The sequence below is a fragment of the Weizmannia sp. WK01 genome, from assembly GCF_025905465.1.
Lineage (GTDB): Bacteria > Bacillota > Bacilli > Bacillales > Bacillaceae_C > Weizmannia > Weizmannia faecalis.
Genome location: NZ_CP109616.1, coordinates 1,649,685 through 1,666,973, shown reverse-complemented (window position 1 = coordinate 1,666,973; position 17,289 = coordinate 1,649,685). Strand labels below are relative to the sequence as shown.

Genomic DNA, 17,289 nt, shown 5'->3' with positions numbered 1-17,289 from the left:
CCGGACATCCTTTTTTCATTACCATTTTTCGATTTTTTTCCGGTCGCCTTTGCTGTTGCCTTTTTTGGCAGAACGGGCCTGCAGTTCGGCTTCCACTTCCGATAGTTTGACATTCTGGTTAGACAGAAGGACAAAGGTATGAAACAACAAATCCGCTGTTTCGTAAATGAGTTCTGATTTGCTGTTGTTTTTGGCAGCGATGATGACCTCGCCCGCTTCTTCAATAAATTTTTTTGCGATTTTATCGATGCCCTTCTCAAACAAATAATTGGTATAGGAATTTTCAACCGGCTTGATTTTCCGGCTTTCCATCTCCTCTTCCAGCATGTCAAAGATGCGCCGGTTGGAGGGAATTTCCGCTTCCACCGCTTCCCCTTTTTCATCTAGCCTTGTATAAAAGCATGTCCTTTCCCCCGTGTGGCAGGCAGGGCCTTCCGGGTCAACACGGATTAAAAGCGTGTCGGCATCACAATCCACCTGGAGCGATTTTACTTTTTGCGTGTTTCCACTCGTTTCGCCTTTATGCCAAAGGCTGCCGCGGGACCGGGAATAAAACCATGTTTCTTTCGTTTCAAGCGTTTTTTCGTACGCTTCTTCATTCATATAAGCGAGCATGAGCACATCCCCCGTCGCATCGTCGACCACAATGGCCGGAATCAGCCCTTTCGAAAAATCAAGCTTCACGGATGTTCACCCCTTCTTTGCTGCAAATGTCTTTTACTTCCCGGATGGTAAACGTGCCATCGTGAAAAATGGAGGCGGCAAGGGCTGCAGAAGCGCCTGTTTCTTTCAACACTTCGGCAAAATGTTCCGGTTTGCCACAACCGCCCGATGCGATCACTGGAATTTTGACGGCACCGGCGACCGCTTTTGTCAGCGCCAGGTCAAAGCCGTCTTTTACCCCGTCGGTATCAACGCTCGTCAGTAAAATTTCCCCGGCACCGAGCCGTTCTGCTTCCTTCGCCCATTCAATCGCATCGATTCCGGTATCGATGCGGCCACCGTTTACGACACAAGTCCATTTCCCCTCCGCAGTTTTTTTGGCATCAATCGCCACGACGACACACTGCGCACCAAACCGGTCGGACGCCTTTCGGATCAGGTCCGGGTTTTTGATCGCCGCCGAGTTCACCGACACTTTATCGGCGCCGGCCTTTAACAGGCGGGTCACGTCGAAAATCGTCCGCACGCCGCCGCCGACCGTAAACGGGATAAACACATTTTCAGCTGTCCTTTCCACCATATTGATGACCGTATCGCGCTGTTCGTGGGTTGCGGTAATATCAAGAAAAACCAGTTCATCAGCACCGCTTTCCGAATAAAATGTTGCAAGCTCAACGGGATCGCCGACATTGCGGAGCCCGACAAAATTTGTTCCTTTTACAACCTGCCCGTCTTTCACATCGAGGCACGGAATAATCCGTTTTGCGATCATCGTGCCGCCCCCTTGAGCCGGATTTTGCCTTCGTAAATCGCTTTGCCAACAATGCCTTCCTTGACGCCGATTGCATCCAGGTTTTTCACGTCTTGTTCGCTTGTGATGCCGCCGGAAGCAATGATGTCACAGCTGACCGCTTCAATGAGCGCTTTTAACGCATCAAGGTTCGGGCCTTTCATCGTGCCATCCCTCGATATATCGGTAAAGACGATGCGCGAAACGCCCAGGCTTTCTATTTCTTTTGCAAAACCGATGTAATCCATTTCGGTAACAGCAAGCCAGCCGTGTGCCGCGACTTTCCCGTTTTTTGCATCAATGCCGGCGACGATTTTCTCCGGATATTCGGCGACCGCCGCTTTTAAAAAATCCCGGTTTTCGATTGCGGCCGTTCCGAGCACAATCCGGGAAACGCCTATTTCCGCATATTGATGGACTGTGTCCAAATTGCGGATGCCGCCGCCTACCTCGACTGGAACGGCGGCAGTCTTGCATAAAGAGGCAATCAGTTCAAACTGTGCCGGCCGGCCTGTCTTTGCGCCGTCCAAATCGACAATATGGACCATTTCCGCCCCCATTTCAATAAAGCGTTCCAGCTGTGCCACCGGGTCGGGTGACACTTCTGTCGTTTGGTTAAAATCCCCCTGGTAAAGCCTTACGCATTTTCCGCCAATTAAATCGATAGCCGGGATAATTCTCATGCCTGTACCTCCAAACTGCTTTCCTGCAAAAATATTTTTAACAGTGCCATGCCGGTTTTGCCGCTTTTTTCGGGATGAAACTGCATCCCATACACATTCCCGTTTTTGACAATGGCCGGAATTTCCGCCCCGTAATCGGTTGAAGCCACAATATACGGCGCCTCTGTTTTCGCCTGGTAGGAGTGAACGAAATACACATGTTGATGCTGAAACGGCGCAAAAGCCGGAAAACCCGGTTTCACATCGAGCGTATTCCAGCCGATATGCGGTAAAATTTCATTCGTCTGAATCCGTTCCACCGTCCCCGGAATAAAGCCGAGCCCTTCCGCAACACCATTTTCAAATCCTGTTTCAAATAACAGCTGCATCCCGAGGCAAATGCCGAGAAACGGCTTTTTCTTCCCAAGCTCCGTTAAAACCGGCCGCAGCCCGCGCTTTTCAATTTCGTCCACTGCTGCTTTAAATGCGCCGACGCCGGGCAGGATGATGTGGGTGGCGGCAGCGAGTTTTTCCGGGTCGTCCGTTACGGCAACCTCAAGCCCAAGCGTACGGAAAGCGTTCGAGGCGCTTGCAATATTGCCCATGCCGTAGTCGACAATTGCGATCATTCTATCAGCCCCTTTGTCGAATTGACGCCTTTGATTTCCGGGTCAACTTCCACTGCCTGGTGAAGCGCCCGTCCCAACGCCTTAAACAGCGATTCGATTTTGTGATGGGTGTTTTCGCCGTACAGCACCCTGGCGTGAAGAGTAACTGCCGCCTGGAACGCAAACGCCTGGAAAAATTCGCGCACAAGTTCTGTGTCAAAATTGCCGAGTTTCGGGTTTTCAAATTCCGCTTCAAAATGCAGGAAAGGCCGGCCGCTGATGTCGAGGGCGACAAAGCCGAGCGCTTCATCCATCGGGACATAAGCGGAGCCGTAACGGGTGATGCCTTTTTTATCGCCGAGCGCTTCACGTACCAGCTGGCCGAGCACAATCCCTGTGTCTTCGACGGTATGGTGGCTGTCAATATGCAAATCGCCTTCCGCTTTTACAACAAGTCCGATGCGCCCGTGCCGCGCGAACAGTTCGAGCATATGGTCAAAAAATCCAACACCCGTCTCCACTTTCACTTCCGCCGGATCGTCCAGATTGACGGCAATCTCAATACATGTTTCATTTGTTTTTCTGCTTTTTGCCGCTTTCCGCAACGCACTCACCCTTTCACCCGTTTTTGGACCGCCCGCGCATGCCCGGCGAGCTGCTCTTCCGTAGCAATCGCCATCACATCCGGCGCCGCTTGCTGTAAAGCTTTTTCACCATAATATAAATACGTAATTTTTTTATAAAAATCGTCAACAGACAAACCGGAAGAAAACCGCGCCGTTCCCGATGTCGGCAGGATGTGGTTCGGGCCGCCGTAATAATCGCCGATGGCTTCCGGCGTGTTTTCTCCGAGAAAAACGGAGCCGGCATTTTTCACTTTTGAGAGCTGCAAGAGCGGATTTTCCACCTGGATTTCCAAATGTTCTGGCGCAAGCCGGTTCGAAAGTGCAAAGGCTTCATCTATCGATTCAACAAGCACGGCTGCACTTTGCATCTTGATGGACACTTCCCCGATGTCGCGGCGTGGGAGGACAACAAGCTGTTTTTCAAGTGCCGACTTTGTTTCATTGATCAGTTTCTGTGAGGTGGTGAACAAAAACGTTCTTGCACGTTCGTCGTGTTCGGCCTGGGCGATCAGATCGGCTGCTATATATACTGGATTAGCATTTTCATCGGCAATGATGGCGACTTCCGACGGGCCTGCGATCATGTCGATGCCGACCGTGCCATATACGAGCGATTTGGCGGCAGCGACATATGCGTTCCCAGGGCCAACAATTTTATCGACTTTAGGAATCGTTTCCGTGCCGTATGCAAGCGCCCCGATCGCCTGGATGCCGCCAAGTTTGTAAATGGTCCCGACACCGGCAATATCGGCCGCTACGGATAAAACCGGTGCAATTTTCGTGCCGTTTCTCGCCGGTGTCGCCATGATCACTTCTTCCACGCCGGCAAGGACAGCTGGGATTGCGTTCATGAGAACGGATGACGGATAGCAGGCAGTCCCGCCCGGCACATAAATCCCGGCTTTTTCCACTGGCCGAAACAGCTGGCCTGAAATGATGTTTTCATTCATTTCCATGATCCGGGAGTTTTGCAGCTGTTTCGCGTGGAAACGGCGAATATTTTCCGCTGCTTTTTGCAAGGCGGAAATCACATCTTGCGGGACTTCGTGCCATGCCTGTTTGCGTTCTTCCGGTAAAACTTCCCACGATTCCGGCACTTCCCCGTCAAATTTGGCGGTATATTTTTTCACGGCGGCATCCCCATTTAAGCGAATGTCTTCCAGCACTTCCTTCGCGGTGCGCAGCACGCCTTCATCATGCACGCCGCTCTTGTTTTTCGATTGCAAAAACGTTTCGGCAAATGCTTCTTTTGTGTATTCCCGTATCATTTTGCGACCCCTTCTCCCTGTAGTTTTTCAATAAACGGCCAGATTGCCTGCTTTTTTATTTTTAACGCCGACCGGTTGGCGATCAGCCGCGCTGTGACCGGCTGAATCTCCTCTATGACGGTAAGCCCGTTTTCTCTCAATGTGTTACCCGTTTCCACGATGTCGACAATTGCATCAGCAAGGCCAACGATCGGCGCGAGTTCAACGGAGCCTTCGAGTTTCACGATGTCCACAGATTCCCCTTTTTCGCGGAAAAATTGCTCGGTCACATTTGGGTATTTGGTTGCGATCCGGCGTTTCCGCTGATGGCGGACAGCCTCCGGTTTACCTGCAAGGGCAAACCGGCATTTCCCGAACGGAAGCGGCATTAAATCGAAAACATCGGGATGCGTTTCCGCCAAAATGTCCTCCCCGACAATGCCAAGATCGCAAATGCCGTACTCTACATATGTTGCAACATCAAAGCCTTTTACGAAAATGCAGGTGAATGCATCCGTTTCAACGAGGAGTTTTCTCCCTTTTTCAACGAGCGGTTCAACATGAAAGCCGCGCGACTTTAAATATTGCAAAAATTGTTTTTCCACTCTCCCTTTTGTAAGGGCAATGCTGATCGTCAAATTTCTTCCGCCTCCCAATGGCCGCTCACGTTTTTAAACTTGAGAACCTTATTGAATTCGCCTTCTGCAGGCGGCGCGAAACGGATATCCACGATTTTTCCGCCGTATGCAGCTCGCAGCTTTTCTGCTTCCGCAAGCGTTTCTTCCCCGGCAATGATGCAGATTTTTTCCGGTTTTTCTTCCTGAGCCAGTTCCTCTGCCAGCATATCGGCATCAAAAGCAATGCCGACAGCTGTTGTTTGGCGGTGAAACTGTTCGTACAGCATGTCGTACCGCCCGCCAGAAAAGCAGGAAGCGCCGGTTTGTTTTAAAAATCCCCGGAACAAAATGCCGGTATAATAGGGCAGATTTTTCACCCGGCCAAGGTCAATCATGATGTCTTCCATTCCGACAGCCATGCAAATTTTGCCAAGCTTTTCGATATGAATAAGCATATCCGAAAGTGCCGGTTCCGTTTTCCATCTTTCCTGAAATGTCCGGATCATTTCGAACGAGCCGTACGCATCCACAAGTCCCGCCAGTTCCGCGGCAATTTTTGCATTGCCGCTTAAACTTGCAATCTCGAATACTTCATCTTTTCGTTTATCGTGCATGGCCCCCCTTAACCGGTCAACCTGACCGTCTTCCAGGTTCAGGCGTGCGACCAGTTCCTCAAAAATACCGGCGTGACCAAGCTCCACCATCACCCCGGTAACGCCAAGCCTGTTAAAAAAGTCATGGGCAAAAAACAGGCATTCGCCTTCGCCTAAAAGTTCCGGCAGGTCCACCATTTCGATCCCGACCTGGCGGTTCTCAAGGCCGGGGGTATCCATTCTGAACACTGAACCCTGGTAAGCCCATTTACACGCCCGGAACGGTTTTTGCGAAAGCGCCCTTGCGATGGAGGTGGTCCAGTCCGGGCGCAAAACTTCAATCTGGCCGCGGCCATCAAACCATTTCAGCATATTTTGAAGCTTCATGCCAACCTTTTCATTTGTAAACGTATCCGCGTACTCAACAAGCGGTGTCGAGATTTCCGTATAATTCCGCTTCTCCGCCGTGCGACGGAACATTTCAAACACGGTTGCGCGGTTTTTGACAACCGTGCCCATTTCATCCTGGCTGCCTTCCGGTAAAAACATCGGTTTCACATCCTGTACTTTCTCTTTATTATGTTAGTACTCTAATACACTAAAGGATTTGATTGCATTTAAGATACCATATTTCAGAAAAGCGGTCAAGGTGAAAATTTTTGACAAGCCGGCTTGTCCCGGTCGATTTGGAAATAGAGCGGATAATGGGCGGCGCATCCGGGGTTAAATGGCGCGCCGCAATGCGGGCAAGCGCTTGCCCCCATATATTCCCGGATCGTCATTTCATGCTTGCAGACACCGCAAAGAACCGCTTTTGTATCCCATTCCCGTTTTTCCCACCGCTCGATCGGATGGGCTTCCGCTTCCTCATGGCATTGATAACACGGATAATACTTTCCGCAGCATTTAAAACGGATGGCTACGACATCCAACGGAGAAGCATAATGGATGCAGCGCGTCTCATCATCTACCACCGGGCCGTACACTTTCATTGGAAACGCTCCTTTTGAAATTTTTTCTTTGTTTTTAACATACAGGAATTTGGCTTTCACATCAATGAAACGGGCGCAAAAAAGCTGGCGGTCCCGAGCCGGAAAAGGGCTATTTAGGGCTTGCTGAATTAGCAAAATTCCTAGATTTGGCAAGGATGCTGACAGCTTTGGCATAAATTTAATACAAGGGTTTTATAAAGAATACAGGGAAAAGCTTGCACTTGAAACGCACCCTATGTTAAGGAAGGCCACCAATTTTCCACGCTTCCTTAACGTAGACAGGCTCTATATGAAGGAAAACCCTCGTTTTTTCACGCTTTCTTAACGTAGACGCGCTCTATGTGAAGAAAGGCCGTCAATTTTTCGCGCTTCCTTAACATATACGCGCTCTATGTGAAGGAAGAGCCTCGTTTTTTCGTGCTTCCTTAACGTAGATGCGCCCTATGTTAAGGAAGGCCACCAATTTTCCACGCTTCCTTAACATAGACGGGCTCTATGTCAAGGAAGAGCCTCGTTTTTGCTTGCTTCCTTAACGTAGACGAGTCCTATGTGAAGAAAGGCCGTCAATTTTCCAGGCTTTCTTAACATAGGGCTTGCAAAAATAACCAAAATTCCTAGATCTGGCAAGGATGCTGACAGCTTTGGCAAAAATTTAGATGCAAGGGTGTTATAAAAATCCAGAGAAAAGCTTGCACTTGAAAGCTGATTCAATGTATAGAGAAGACAGAATCGTATTTTTAAAGATGGATTCTTCTAGAACTTACTGACAAATTGGGTACAAACTCAGAATCGGATTCGTTCAGCAAGGGCTATTTAAATAATGATTTTTTCTTATTCCCTTTTAAAATATCGCCTGTCCATCCTTTCCGGTACAAATAGATATAAAGCAGGATGGTATTTACGACAATCAGGCCGAGCGCTGCAATATAGCCGTAGCGCCAGGAGAGTTCCGGCATGTTTTTAAAGTTCATGCCCCATAAGGCGCTCCAGGCGGAAATCGGGGTAAACAGCGTCATTAAAACGGTCAGAGTTTTCATAATCGAATTTCCCCTGTGGCCTGAAACCACTTCTTCCACTTTGAGCAGCGTATCGATTTCCTGTTGGTAATCCTGCAAAAGCGCAAGGCATCTTTCGATTTTCATGACCCTTTGCCGGACTTGCGGGTATTCCAAAATATCAGTGCCAAATCCTTCCTGCATGCCGTATAATATCTCTTTCACCGGGATCATCAAATTCCGGCAGACGAGCAGTTCGTGGCGGCGTTCGTATATTTTATCGAGCGTGTCAATATTGTTCCTTTTTTGGATCTCCCAGATCAGTTCGTTTAATTTAATTTCAAATTCGTCTATTTTATCTAGGTAATTATTTACGATCGCGCCGATGATAATAAAAAATGCCTCAATGGCATTGCGGGAATAGGCCATCTGCCCGATGACTTTTTCGATTTCCGTATTTTTCAGCTTGGAAAAATCAAGATCTACCGTCAACAGCGTTTTTTCGGTGATGTAAAAGTGAAACATATCATGTTCCTCACGGTTGATCGTGTGCTGGTCAAAAATAAGCGAGCCTTCGACAAACGGCCGGTCATTTTGGGTTGTATCAATCTTTAAAGTGTTTGTATCATCATTTTTTATATTTTTAATCCATGTTTTGCATTCCTCGTTTTCATCAATAATCCGTGCGATTTCTTTCTCATCCGCACTTTCCAGCTGATACCATTTCCAGTTGTTTTCCTTGTTTTTATACAGATGTAACAAACGTCTTCCCCCTTTCTCTTCCCTTTTTTATTCCCGCTTGCCTGCTGTATCAAACGTTTCTCTTCCTTTTAGGTTTTCACTGTTGGTGGCGGAAAAGCGAACGGGTAACACGCTTTGTCAAGGCATGGCATACATGAAAAGGCAAGCCCGTGCATAAAATGTACAAGTTTTCCTCGGGAGGAGTGGGGGATGTGGACATCGGCCTTTTTGCCGGCTATGTGTTTCTCGGGCTTTCTTTGGCTGCGCCGATCGGGCCGGTCAATTCCGCGCGCATTGACAAAGGCATTAAAAACGGTTTTTGGCATGCGTGGATGGTCGGGACCGGGTCGATGATCGCGGACGGCATTTTTATGGCGGCAGTGTACTTGGGGCTTGTCCGGTTTTTAAATATTGAAATGGTGCAGGTCTTTCTCTGGCTGTTTGGCGGATTTATCCTCATTTATACCGGCGTGGAAAGTGTAATCAGCTCAAAAACGATCACCGTTGATTTATACCGGAAGAAAGATCCGCTTGCCGCATGCTTTTTAACAGGATTTATCATGTCGATCACAAGTCCTTTATCCATTTTGTTCTGGCTTGGCATATACGGGTCTGTCCTTGCCAAAACCGCCGGCCATTACGGGACGGGCATGTTGCTGGCATACAGCAGCATGATTTTTGTGGGACTTGCCATCTGGGATGTGTTCATCGCCGGTTTGACGGGCGGATTCCGGCGCTATTTCAATCACCGGACACTGCAAATCATTTCCCTCGCTTCCGGCGCGTCTTTAATCGGATTCGGCCTGTATTTCGGCGTGCAGGGGATCAAAACGCTTCTGTCTTAAGAAGCATCAAGGACTTGTACATAAACCGGCCTGCTTTATCAAACAGTATGTAAGGTAAAGGAGGGAACCGGGATGGGCAACCAGAAGCAACCATCTAAAGCGACAAAAAACGGCAACCTGACATGGTGGCAGCTTTCGCTTGTCGGTGTCGGCTGTACGATCGGAACCGGCTATTTTCTCGGATCGGGTATCGGGATCAAAACGACAGGCCCTTCTTTCGTGTTGTCATTCCTGATTGCGGCCGCCGGTACATATATTGTTTTCCGCGCGCTTGCGAAAATGACGGCACGCGACCCACACGAAGGCTCGTTTTGTTATTATGCAAAAAAAGCTTACGGCAACTGGGCAGGATTCAGCTGCGGCTGGAATTACTGGTGTTCGAATGTGCTTATTATGGGGAGCCAGCTGACCGCATTGTCCATTTTAACAAAATTCTGGTTTCATACGGTGCCGTTATGGATACTGGCCGCCATTTACGCAGCCCTTTCCATTGTTGTTGTCCTGCTTGGCACAAAAGGTTTTGATAAGGTGGAAAATATTCTCGCTGTCATCAAAACGGCCGCCATCATCATGTTTATTTTGCTTGCCTTTTGTGCCCTTTTTGGTTGGATTGACGGCGGGCGGGGAACGGGCGGGTTCCTCCCTAATGGTCTCCACGGCTATTTTCCCCATGGCGCGTTAGGCTTTTGGGCTTCGCTCATTTATGCGTTTTATGCGTTTGGCGGCATTGAAGTGATCGGGCTGATGGCGATGCAATTGAAAAACAAAGAAGATGCGCCGAAAGCCGGATCGATCATGCTAGTCGTTCTAACGATGATTTACGTGGTCTCGCTCGGGCTTGCCGTCACAATGGAACACTATACGGCTTTTAATGATAAAGAAAGTCCGTTTGTCAAGGCAATGGCGGACTATCATCTCACCTTTTTCCCCCACGTCTTTAACGGCGCCATTATCATTGCCGGATTTTCGACGATGACGGCCGCGCTGTTCGGGGTTACCAATTTGCTCGTAACCTTGTCGAATGACGGGGATGCGCCAAAATGGTTCGGCAAAAAAATAAAAAAATGGAAAAACCTTCCGCTTCCTTCGCTCGGGCTTGCGGCTTGCGGCCTGGTTCTTTCCATTATTACAGCCCTTTTGCTGCCGGGGAAAATTTATGAATACATTACAACAGCAGCCGGGATTTTGCTGCTGATGAACTGGCTATTTATTATCCTTTCGGCTTTTCGCGTCTTAAAACTAAACGGCGGCGGAAAAATCACGGCCATAGCCGGTATCCTTTTCCTGCTGCTTGCGATCAGCGGGACACTGGCGGAAAAAGAAATTCGCCCCGGGTTTTATGCCAGTTTCATCGTCATGGTGATCATCATTGCCATTGCCGTTTTCGTGAGCCGAAAGAAAAAACAAGCTTCGCACAAACCGGCCCCTGAATAATCAACGGCCGGTTTGTTGCTTTGCAAAAATAAACCGGAGTTTCCCGTCCTCCCATTTCAATTTTGCATCAAAGATTTTGCCATTTTTTCGGAATCCCTTGATCATGTTTGTTTCTTCACCGGCCAGCAGTTTCCTTACATTGGCCAGGCTGATTTTCTTGCCAAGGATCGATTTTGACAGCGTAAAGGTGCAGCCTGATTTCCGATAGGCACTGCAACCGTAAAAATCGCCCTTGTCCACAATGACGCCGCCGCATACCGGGCATTTGCCGGCTTTTTTCCCGATGGTATATTTTGATTCCGGCCTTTTAATGTCATCCGTTTTTAAGCCGGAAAAATCCCATTCGGCCGCTGCCTGAACAGCATCTTGCACAATTTTTCTGGACAGCTTTTTCGTCTGTTCCATAAAAGCGGCTGCTTCTGCCGCCCCCCTCCCGATTTCGCGGAGCCGTTTTTCCCATTTTGCAGTCATTTCCGGAGAAGCCAGAATTTTGCCGCCAATGGCACGGATGAGCACTTTCGCTTTATCAGTGGCATAGACCTGATTCTTTTTCACCTCAATATACTTCCGGTCTTTTAAAATGGTGATGACGCCGGCCCTTGTTGCTTCCGTACCGAGCCCTTCCACTTCCGCCATGACTTTTTCTAGTTCCCTATCCTCAATATATTTTCCGGCCGTTTTCATCAGCGTGATGAGCTGGCCTTCCGTGTACCGTTTCGGCGGCTGCGTTTTGCCTTCTTTGACGTTTGTATCGATGACAACCCCTTTTTCCCCCTGCTTTACATCCGGCAAAATTCCATCTTTTTCCTTTTCTTTCGAAAAAATGACTTTGCGCCAGCCTTCCGCTTCCATTTGCGTGCCCTTGGAAAGAAATGTTGCACGGCTATCCACGACCGTTTTCACCGTCGTGTAATGAAAAACGGCATTGCCGTAATGGGCAGCAATAAGGCGGCGGACGATCATATCATAAATTTTTTTCTCACCGTCCGGAAGACTGCCTGGTGCCACAACCTGTTCGGTCGGAATTATCGCGTAGTGGTCGGAAACCTTTTTCTCATTTACATAACGCTTATTTTGAAGGATGGAACGCTTTGGAAGCGGGAAATACGGAGCATATTCCGGGCAGGCGGATAGTTTTTCCAAAATACCGGGAAAAGTTTCGGCTTCCCCTTTTGTCACGTATTGGGAATCGGAACGGGGATAGGAAACGATCCCTTTTTGGTAGAGGGATTGGACAAGATCAAGCGTTTTTTTCGGTGGAAATTGAAAAGCCCTGTTCGCGGCTGCCTGCAAAGATGACAAGTTAAACAACAGCGGAGGCTGGAATTCCTTTTTTTCTTTTTTCAATTCTGCAACTTCCGCCGGTTTTTGGCGGCAAAATGCGGCAATCCGTGCTGCCATGGCCGGGTCATTCAAACGCGATTCGCCATCTTTCACCCATTTGCCTTCGTATTGTTTGTCATCAAATTGAAACATTGCGGTGACTTCCCAAAACGGTTCGGGTTTAAAATGTTCAATTTCCAGCTCCCTTTTTACGATTAAAGCGAGCGTAGGTGTCTGGACGCGACCGACCGAAAAGACATCGCGCATGCCTTTTTGCCTTAAAAGCAGGCTGTAGACACGGGAGGCGTTCATGCCAACCAGCCAGTCTGCACAAGCGCGGGCGTATGCTTCATCATACAAAGGGCGGGTGTCTTCATCATGTAATAAATGGCGGAACCCTTCCCGGATCGACTGCGGGGTTAAAGACGAGATCCATAGACGCCGGAGCGGTTTTTTGGCGCCGCACAAATGAAGGATGTTGCGGATGATCAGTTCCCCTTCGCGGCCGGCATCGCCTGCATGAATAATATTTGTTACACGCGCGTCTTTTACCAGTTTTTTGACGATTTGAAATTGATTGTATTTTGACTTTGCCACTTCATATTTGAATGTTTCCGGGAGAATCGGCAGCGTTTCCAGTTTCCACTGCTCCCAGGCGGGATTGTAATGTTCCGGCGGGACGAGCTGGGTTAAATGGCCGATCGCCCATGTGCAGAAAGCGCCTTCCGGGAAGATCTCATTCGGCCGGATTTCAATATACCCCTCCCGTTTCACATGCGGAAAAACCGAACAAAGGGTGCGCCCCTGGTCAGGTTTTTCAGCGATGATCAAAGGAAAAGACAAACAGATCACTCCTTTCTTTTTCTAGCTCTACTTTACAATGTTTTTCACACGCTGCCAAGAAAAAATAAACGCCCGGCCGGGTAAATCCTTTTCCACTGGATTTACGCGGCCGGGCGGTGTTTCAAAATGCGGTATTTCCCCCATCGTTCATTGTCACTTCCTAAATGGTTGTTTTCTGTTTTGCTGTGCCTGTTGAATGTTTCGGGTGCAAGTACCGGATCACCATCCGTGCGCCCATTAATTCAGCACGGTGATTTGGATCGTACGGCGCCCCCAGTTGGCGGCTTTTCCTGAATCCGGGACGAGGACATCGATACGGTTTCCTTTAATGGCGCCGCCCGTATCACCTGCAACAGCGGTCCCGTACCCTTCGACATATACTTTTGAACCGAGCGGAATCACGTTCGGATCGACGGCAATCACTTTTGCGTTTGGATTATTTTTAACATTGATGCCGGTCGCTGTAACGCCGGAGCAGCCCGGATCATTGGCTGTATAAGCGGTCGCGGTGACGGTCATCGTTTTTCCCTGCGGTTTTGGAGCCGCCTCTTTGGAAGATTCCACGTGCACGGTCGGCTTTTTCACGTCCACTTTTGCATTTTCCGTGTTTGTTTGCGGCTGGACGGAAACTTCCGCTGCACGTTCTTTTACTGTCACTTTGCTGTTCGGATTGGAACGAATCACGATTTGATCATGCGGGAAAATGACATCCGATGACAGATCGTTCCATTCTTTTATTTGTTCAACCGGCACGCCGTATTTTTTCGAGATATCCGACAGCGTGTCACCGGCTTTAATGACATAAACGTTTTTCGGGGAAATGGTTAACTTTTGTGAAGGATAAATCATTTCGGTGGAAAGTTGGTTATTTTGTTTTAATGTTTTAACGGATGTATTGTATTTTTGAGAGATCCCCCAAAGTGTATCCCCCGGTTTTACGGTATAAGTATCCGGCGCTGCGGCTTGTGCATTGACAGCCATTACGCTTGTGATTGTCACCGCAGCTGCAAGTGCTGATACTGCTTTTTTCATAAATTGTAACCTCCTCTTTTTGCCGGCTTTTGTGCCAACACCGTAAATCCTAACACACGGATTTAACAGGCGGATAACGGCAAAATGTTGATTTGGTTACACAAAAACGCTTCTTTGTAATCCCGTGAAAAATTTGTAACATAGGCATAAAGTCACGAATTCGCGCATAGAAGCAGAAAAACACCGTCGAATTGCGGCGGTGTTTGCAGCACTTTAGTCCTGTTGATCGATTTTTTTCAGCGGTTCTTTCGCCGGCCCTTCTACCACTTCGCCTGTACAAGCAAACCGCGAACCGTGGCACGGGCAGTCCCATGTGCGGTCTCCCGAGTTCCATTTCACTTCACAGCCCATATGGGTACACGTCGTATCAAGCAGATAGATGTTCCCGTCCTGGTCTTTGTAGGCGCCTGCCCGCTTTCCATTGATACGGACAACGGCCCCTTCGTCATTTTTTAACGCATCTAAAGATTGATTCCGCATGTCAAGTTTTCCTTTGACGAGCTGCCCGGCAACATCGACATTTGCCGAGATAAATTTTTTGACCATCGGATCCGCTTCAAAACGCTGCGGGGAAAAGATACCGGCATAAGGATTTTCTTTTTGCATAATCCGGTCCCGCATCAGCATGGCGGCGAGATGGGTGCCGGTCATCCCCCATTTGCGGAACCCTGTTGCGACCATGACCCTTTCTTCATTTTTGGTAATGGGGCCGATATAAGGGATTTTATCTAATGTGGTCATATCCTGGGCTGACCAGCGACAGCAGAATGCCCCTATTCCGAATGTTTCTTCTGCAAATTGCTGCAATGCTTCATAGTGGCGGATCTCCGGTTCCCCATGGCCGGTTTTATGGTTCTCTCCGCCGACCAAAAGCAGTTTTTCCCCGGCTCCTTCCGCTTCCCGGAATGAACGCGACGGCTGCTCCGCATTAATGTACATGCCGCCCGGAAAAGGTTTTACAGGTTTCACGGCAAGCAAGTACGAACGTTCCGGATACATTCTTGAGAAATACAAGCCTTTCGCATTGTAAAAAGGATAGTGTGTACAGATGCAAATGTATTTGCACGTCATGGTATGCCCTTTTTCCGTTTTGATTTTTAATGGGCTGCCAAAATCGATATCTTTCGCAGTGGTTTGTTCAAAAATCGGGACATTTTTGTCCATTAAATATTCAATCAGTGCTTTTAAGTACGAAAGCGGATGGAACTGTGCCTGCCCGGCCATTTTCACCGCTTTTTTCCCGGGAATCCCGTCCGGCAGCGAACCGATCCATTCTCCCGGGATGCCGAGGGTTTCATACGCCTGCATTTCTTTTTCCAGTTTTTCAATATATGCATCGGAATTGGTATAGAGAAAGGCATCCTGCCGCGAAAAATCACAGCGGATCCCGTGCTTCAGGATCGTTTGTTCAATGAACGATGCAGCTGTTTCGTTTGCTTTGTAATAAAGGGATGCTTTTTCTTTTCCTATATGCTGGATCAATTCATCATAAATGAGCCCGTGCTGTGCGGTGATTTTTGCCGTCGTATGCCCGCTTGTGCCATTTGCAATGGATCCGGCATCAAACAGGATCGTTTTATACCCTTCGTTTGCCAGCAAATAGGTAGTTACAATCCCGGCCATTCCGGCACCCACAACGGCCACATCGGCTTCCATATCCTGCGTTAACGATGGAAATTGCGGCATCGTGACCGTTTTGCGCCACAACGGTTCAGGAGATTGCGGCATTGAAGTTCCGTTCATGATTTGACCTCCCCGAAAGACTGTTATGTATAGTCTTCCCCGGGGAGGCCGGTCTAAACATTGCGATTTAGCTGTTGAGCAATTTATCCGTAATCTGGCGCATGATATCGCCTCTTGAGATGACGCCGACAACACGCCCTGCCTGATTGACGACCGGAAGCTTTTTAAAATGGTGTTTTACCAGAATCCTGAGCGCATTTTCAAAATCGTCTTCAGGCCTTACCGTATACAGTTCCCGCCGTTTCATAATCTTTTCCACCGGGAAGTCCAGGCTGTGCACCAATTTTTCATTAAAGTCTTCCTGCTCATTTACCACGATCGTAATATAAAAATCGTAAACGGTCCGTGCTTTTGGCTGCAAAAAGCGGATGACATCCCCGTCGCTGATCATACCGAGTAGCTTTCCTTCCGCGTCCACGACCGGTACGCCGCCGATCCGGTGGTGGGCAAGCACCTTTAACAGTTCCCGGATCGTTGTCTCTTTTTTTACCGTAATAACATCCCGGATCATAAAATCTTTGACTTCCAATTTTCTCACCCCTTTATATCCATCCATTTACAAATTATTGTAAACCTTTGCGGGGAAGGAAGCAATGAACAAACCGCCTATTGTGTGCCATCTACGTATTTCCCGTGATCCGGGAGCGCGATTTCATCAAATCTGGATGCAAGGTCCTCAAGCCCTTTCCGCAAGCCGGAGCCAGACATCGGGATCCCGTGGCCGCAAACAGCAGTTTCCGGCTTTAAAGCAGCTAATTTTTCAACTGAGCGTTTGGCCGCTTTCCAGTCATTTGTAAAATAGCGCGGCGGCCCGTTTACTTCCTGCCTTTGCACCAGCACTTTCCAAAATTCATCCTGCCTGACGGTGATAAATGCGTCCCCCATGATCAACACGCTGTCTGCTTCCCTGAAGAACGACACATGCCCTCTCGAATGGCCGGGCGTATGGATCCATTTCCAGCCCGGCAAAAACGGGACCGTCCCGTCTTCGGGAAGGGGCTGGACAGCATGGCCAAGATCAACCGGTTCATTCGGATAAATCATGGAAATCTTCGCCAGCAGGCCGCCTTCAACGGACGGATCGGGATCCGGATACGTTTCACGCCCGGTTAAATAGGGCAACTCCAATCGATGTGCAAAAACCGGCACGTCCCACTTTTCCAATAATGGCGCAATCGCTCCGACATGGTCAAAATGGCCGAGCGTCAGTAAAACCGCTTTTGGTTTTGCCTTTTCCCCGAAGCGTGCCCGCACGGCTGAAAATATCGCTTCGGCAGAACCCGGCATGCCGGCATCCACGAGGACAAATGCATCGGTTCCGGCCCTGCCGATCAGGCACACATTGACAATTTGGATGGTAAGGCAATAGATATCCGGCAGCAATTCCCTGCCTGTTCCGCTCTCAATCGAAGTCATCGGGATGACCCGGTGGCCAAACGGGTGATGAATGTCTTTGTCCATAAAATCCCCTTTCTTTCATTTTCCTTCTATTTATCTTTTCCCGTTTCTCGAAAGCCTTACCCGTAGCCTCCTAT

17 protein-coding genes are annotated in these 17,289 nt (G+C 48.8%); 2 read left to right on the top strand and 15 right to left on the bottom strand.

Annotated elements, in window-relative coordinates:
* Window positions 1-18: 18 nt before the first annotated feature.
* The 10 genes from hisIE to OF158_RS07640 all read right to left on the bottom strand — a co-directional run bounded on the left by hisIE (window position 19) and on the right by OF158_RS07640 (window position 8,555).
* Window positions 19-684 (bottom strand): bifunctional phosphoribosyl-AMP cyclohydrolase/phosphoribosyl-ATP diphosphatase HisIE, encoded by a 666-nt coding sequence (gene hisIE, locus OF158_RS07685; protein WP_026683473.1) that lies wholly within the window; start codon window positions 682-684, stop codon window positions 19-21.
* Window positions 674-1,435 carry an imidazole glycerol phosphate synthase subunit HisF gene (hisF, locus tag OF158_RS07680; RefSeq protein WP_014098407.1) on the bottom strand — a complete coding sequence of 254 codons (762 nt, stop codon included), beginning with the start codon at window positions 1,433-1,435 and terminating at the stop codon, window positions 674-676. The genes hisIE and hisF overlap by 11 nt, the downstream gene beginning before the upstream one ends.
* Window positions 1,432-2,136, bottom strand: a complete 705-nt coding sequence (gene hisA, locus OF158_RS07675; protein WP_035184991.1) for a 1-(5-phosphoribosyl)-5-[(5-phosphoribosylamino)methylideneamino]imidazole-4-carboxamide isomerase — start codon at window positions 2,134-2,136, stop codon at window positions 1,432-1,434. Before hisA ends, hisF begins: the two co-directional genes overlap by 4 nt.
* Window positions 2,133-2,744 carry an imidazole glycerol phosphate synthase subunit HisH gene (hisH, locus tag OF158_RS07670; protein ID WP_014098409.1) on the bottom strand — a complete coding sequence of 204 codons (612 nt, stop codon included), beginning with the start codon at window positions 2,742-2,744 and terminating at the stop codon, window positions 2,133-2,135. Before hisH ends, hisA begins: the two co-directional genes overlap by 4 nt.
* Window positions 2,741-3,328 (bottom strand): imidazoleglycerol-phosphate dehydratase HisB, encoded by a 588-nt coding sequence (gene hisB, locus OF158_RS07665; protein ID WP_035184993.1) that lies wholly within the window; start codon window positions 3,326-3,328, stop codon window positions 2,741-2,743. The genes hisH and hisB overlap by 4 nt, the downstream gene beginning before the upstream one ends.
* 5 nt (window positions 3,329-3,333) lie before the next feature.
* Window positions 3,334-4,617 (bottom strand): histidinol dehydrogenase, encoded by a 1,284-nt coding sequence (gene hisD, locus OF158_RS07660; protein ID WP_014098411.1) that lies wholly within the window; start codon window positions 4,615-4,617, stop codon window positions 3,334-3,336.
* A complete protein-coding gene (gene hisG, locus OF158_RS07655; RefSeq protein ID WP_014098412.1) occupies window positions 4,614-5,234 on the bottom strand; it encodes an ATP phosphoribosyltransferase in 621 nt (206 codons plus the stop codon). Before hisG ends, hisD begins: the two co-directional genes overlap by 4 nt.
* On the bottom strand, window positions 5,231-6,355 hold the full coding sequence (locus tag OF158_RS07650; RefSeq protein WP_035184995.1) for an ATP phosphoribosyltransferase regulatory subunit: 1,125 nt from the start codon (window positions 6,353-6,355) through the stop codon (window positions 5,231-5,233). Before OF158_RS07650 ends, hisG begins: the two co-directional genes overlap by 4 nt.
* A gap of 95 nt (window positions 6,356-6,450) precedes the next feature.
* The gene (locus OF158_RS07645; protein WP_014098414.1) at window positions 6,451-6,798 is read right to left on the bottom strand and encodes a CHY zinc finger protein; all 348 of its coding nucleotides are present in this window, start codon (window positions 6,796-6,798) and stop codon (window positions 6,451-6,453) included.
* Window positions 6,799-7,607: 809 nt separating this feature from the next.
* Window positions 7,608-8,555, bottom strand: coding sequence for a magnesium transporter CorA family protein (locus OF158_RS07640; protein ID WP_035184997.1), 948 nt, complete (start codon window positions 8,553-8,555; stop codon window positions 7,608-7,610).
* Between the two features lie 191 nt (window positions 8,556-8,746).
* On the opposite strand from OF158_RS07640, the gene OF158_RS07635 reads away from it, so the two are divergent.
* Window positions 8,747-9,379 carry a LysE family transporter gene (locus OF158_RS07635; protein WP_017550816.1) on the top strand — a complete coding sequence of 211 codons (633 nt, stop codon included), beginning with the start codon at window positions 8,747-8,749 and terminating at the stop codon, window positions 9,377-9,379.
* Window positions 9,380-9,451: 72 nt separating this feature from the next.
* On the top strand, window positions 9,452-10,813 hold the full coding sequence (locus tag OF158_RS07630) for an amino acid permease (RefSeq protein ID WP_035185000.1): 1,362 nt from the start codon (window positions 9,452-9,454) through the stop codon (window positions 10,811-10,813).
* On the opposite strand, the gene OF158_RS07625 is transcribed toward OF158_RS07630, so the two are convergent.
* The 5 genes from OF158_RS07625 to OF158_RS07605 all read right to left on the bottom strand — a co-directional run bounded on the left by OF158_RS07625 (window position 10,814) and on the right by OF158_RS07605 (window position 17,215).
* Window positions 10,814-12,979: a DNA topoisomerase III gene (locus OF158_RS07625; protein ID WP_035185002.1), complete on the bottom strand. Its 2,166-nt coding sequence runs from the start codon at window positions 12,977-12,979 to the stop codon at window positions 10,814-10,816.
* Window positions 12,980-13,216: 237 nt separating this feature from the next.
* The gene (locus tag OF158_RS07620; protein WP_014098419.1) at window positions 13,217-14,011 is read right to left on the bottom strand and encodes a 3D domain-containing protein; all 795 of its coding nucleotides are present in this window, start codon (window positions 14,009-14,011) and stop codon (window positions 13,217-13,219) included.
* Between the two features lie 213 nt (window positions 14,012-14,224).
* Window positions 14,225-15,754 carry an FAD-dependent oxidoreductase gene (locus OF158_RS07615; protein WP_017550812.1) on the bottom strand — a complete coding sequence of 510 codons (1,530 nt, stop codon included), beginning with the start codon at window positions 15,752-15,754 and terminating at the stop codon, window positions 14,225-14,227.
* Window positions 15,755-15,821: 67 nt separating this feature from the next.
* Window positions 15,822-16,292, bottom strand: coding sequence for a CBS domain-containing protein (locus OF158_RS07610; RefSeq protein ID WP_225620882.1), 471 nt, complete (start codon window positions 16,290-16,292; stop codon window positions 15,822-15,824).
* 68 nt (window positions 16,293-16,360) lie between these two features.
* Window positions 16,361-17,215, bottom strand: a complete 855-nt coding sequence (locus OF158_RS07605) for an MBL fold metallo-hydrolase (protein WP_035185008.1) — start codon at window positions 17,213-17,215, stop codon at window positions 16,361-16,363.
* Between the last annotated feature and the right edge of the window lie 74 nt (window positions 17,216-17,289).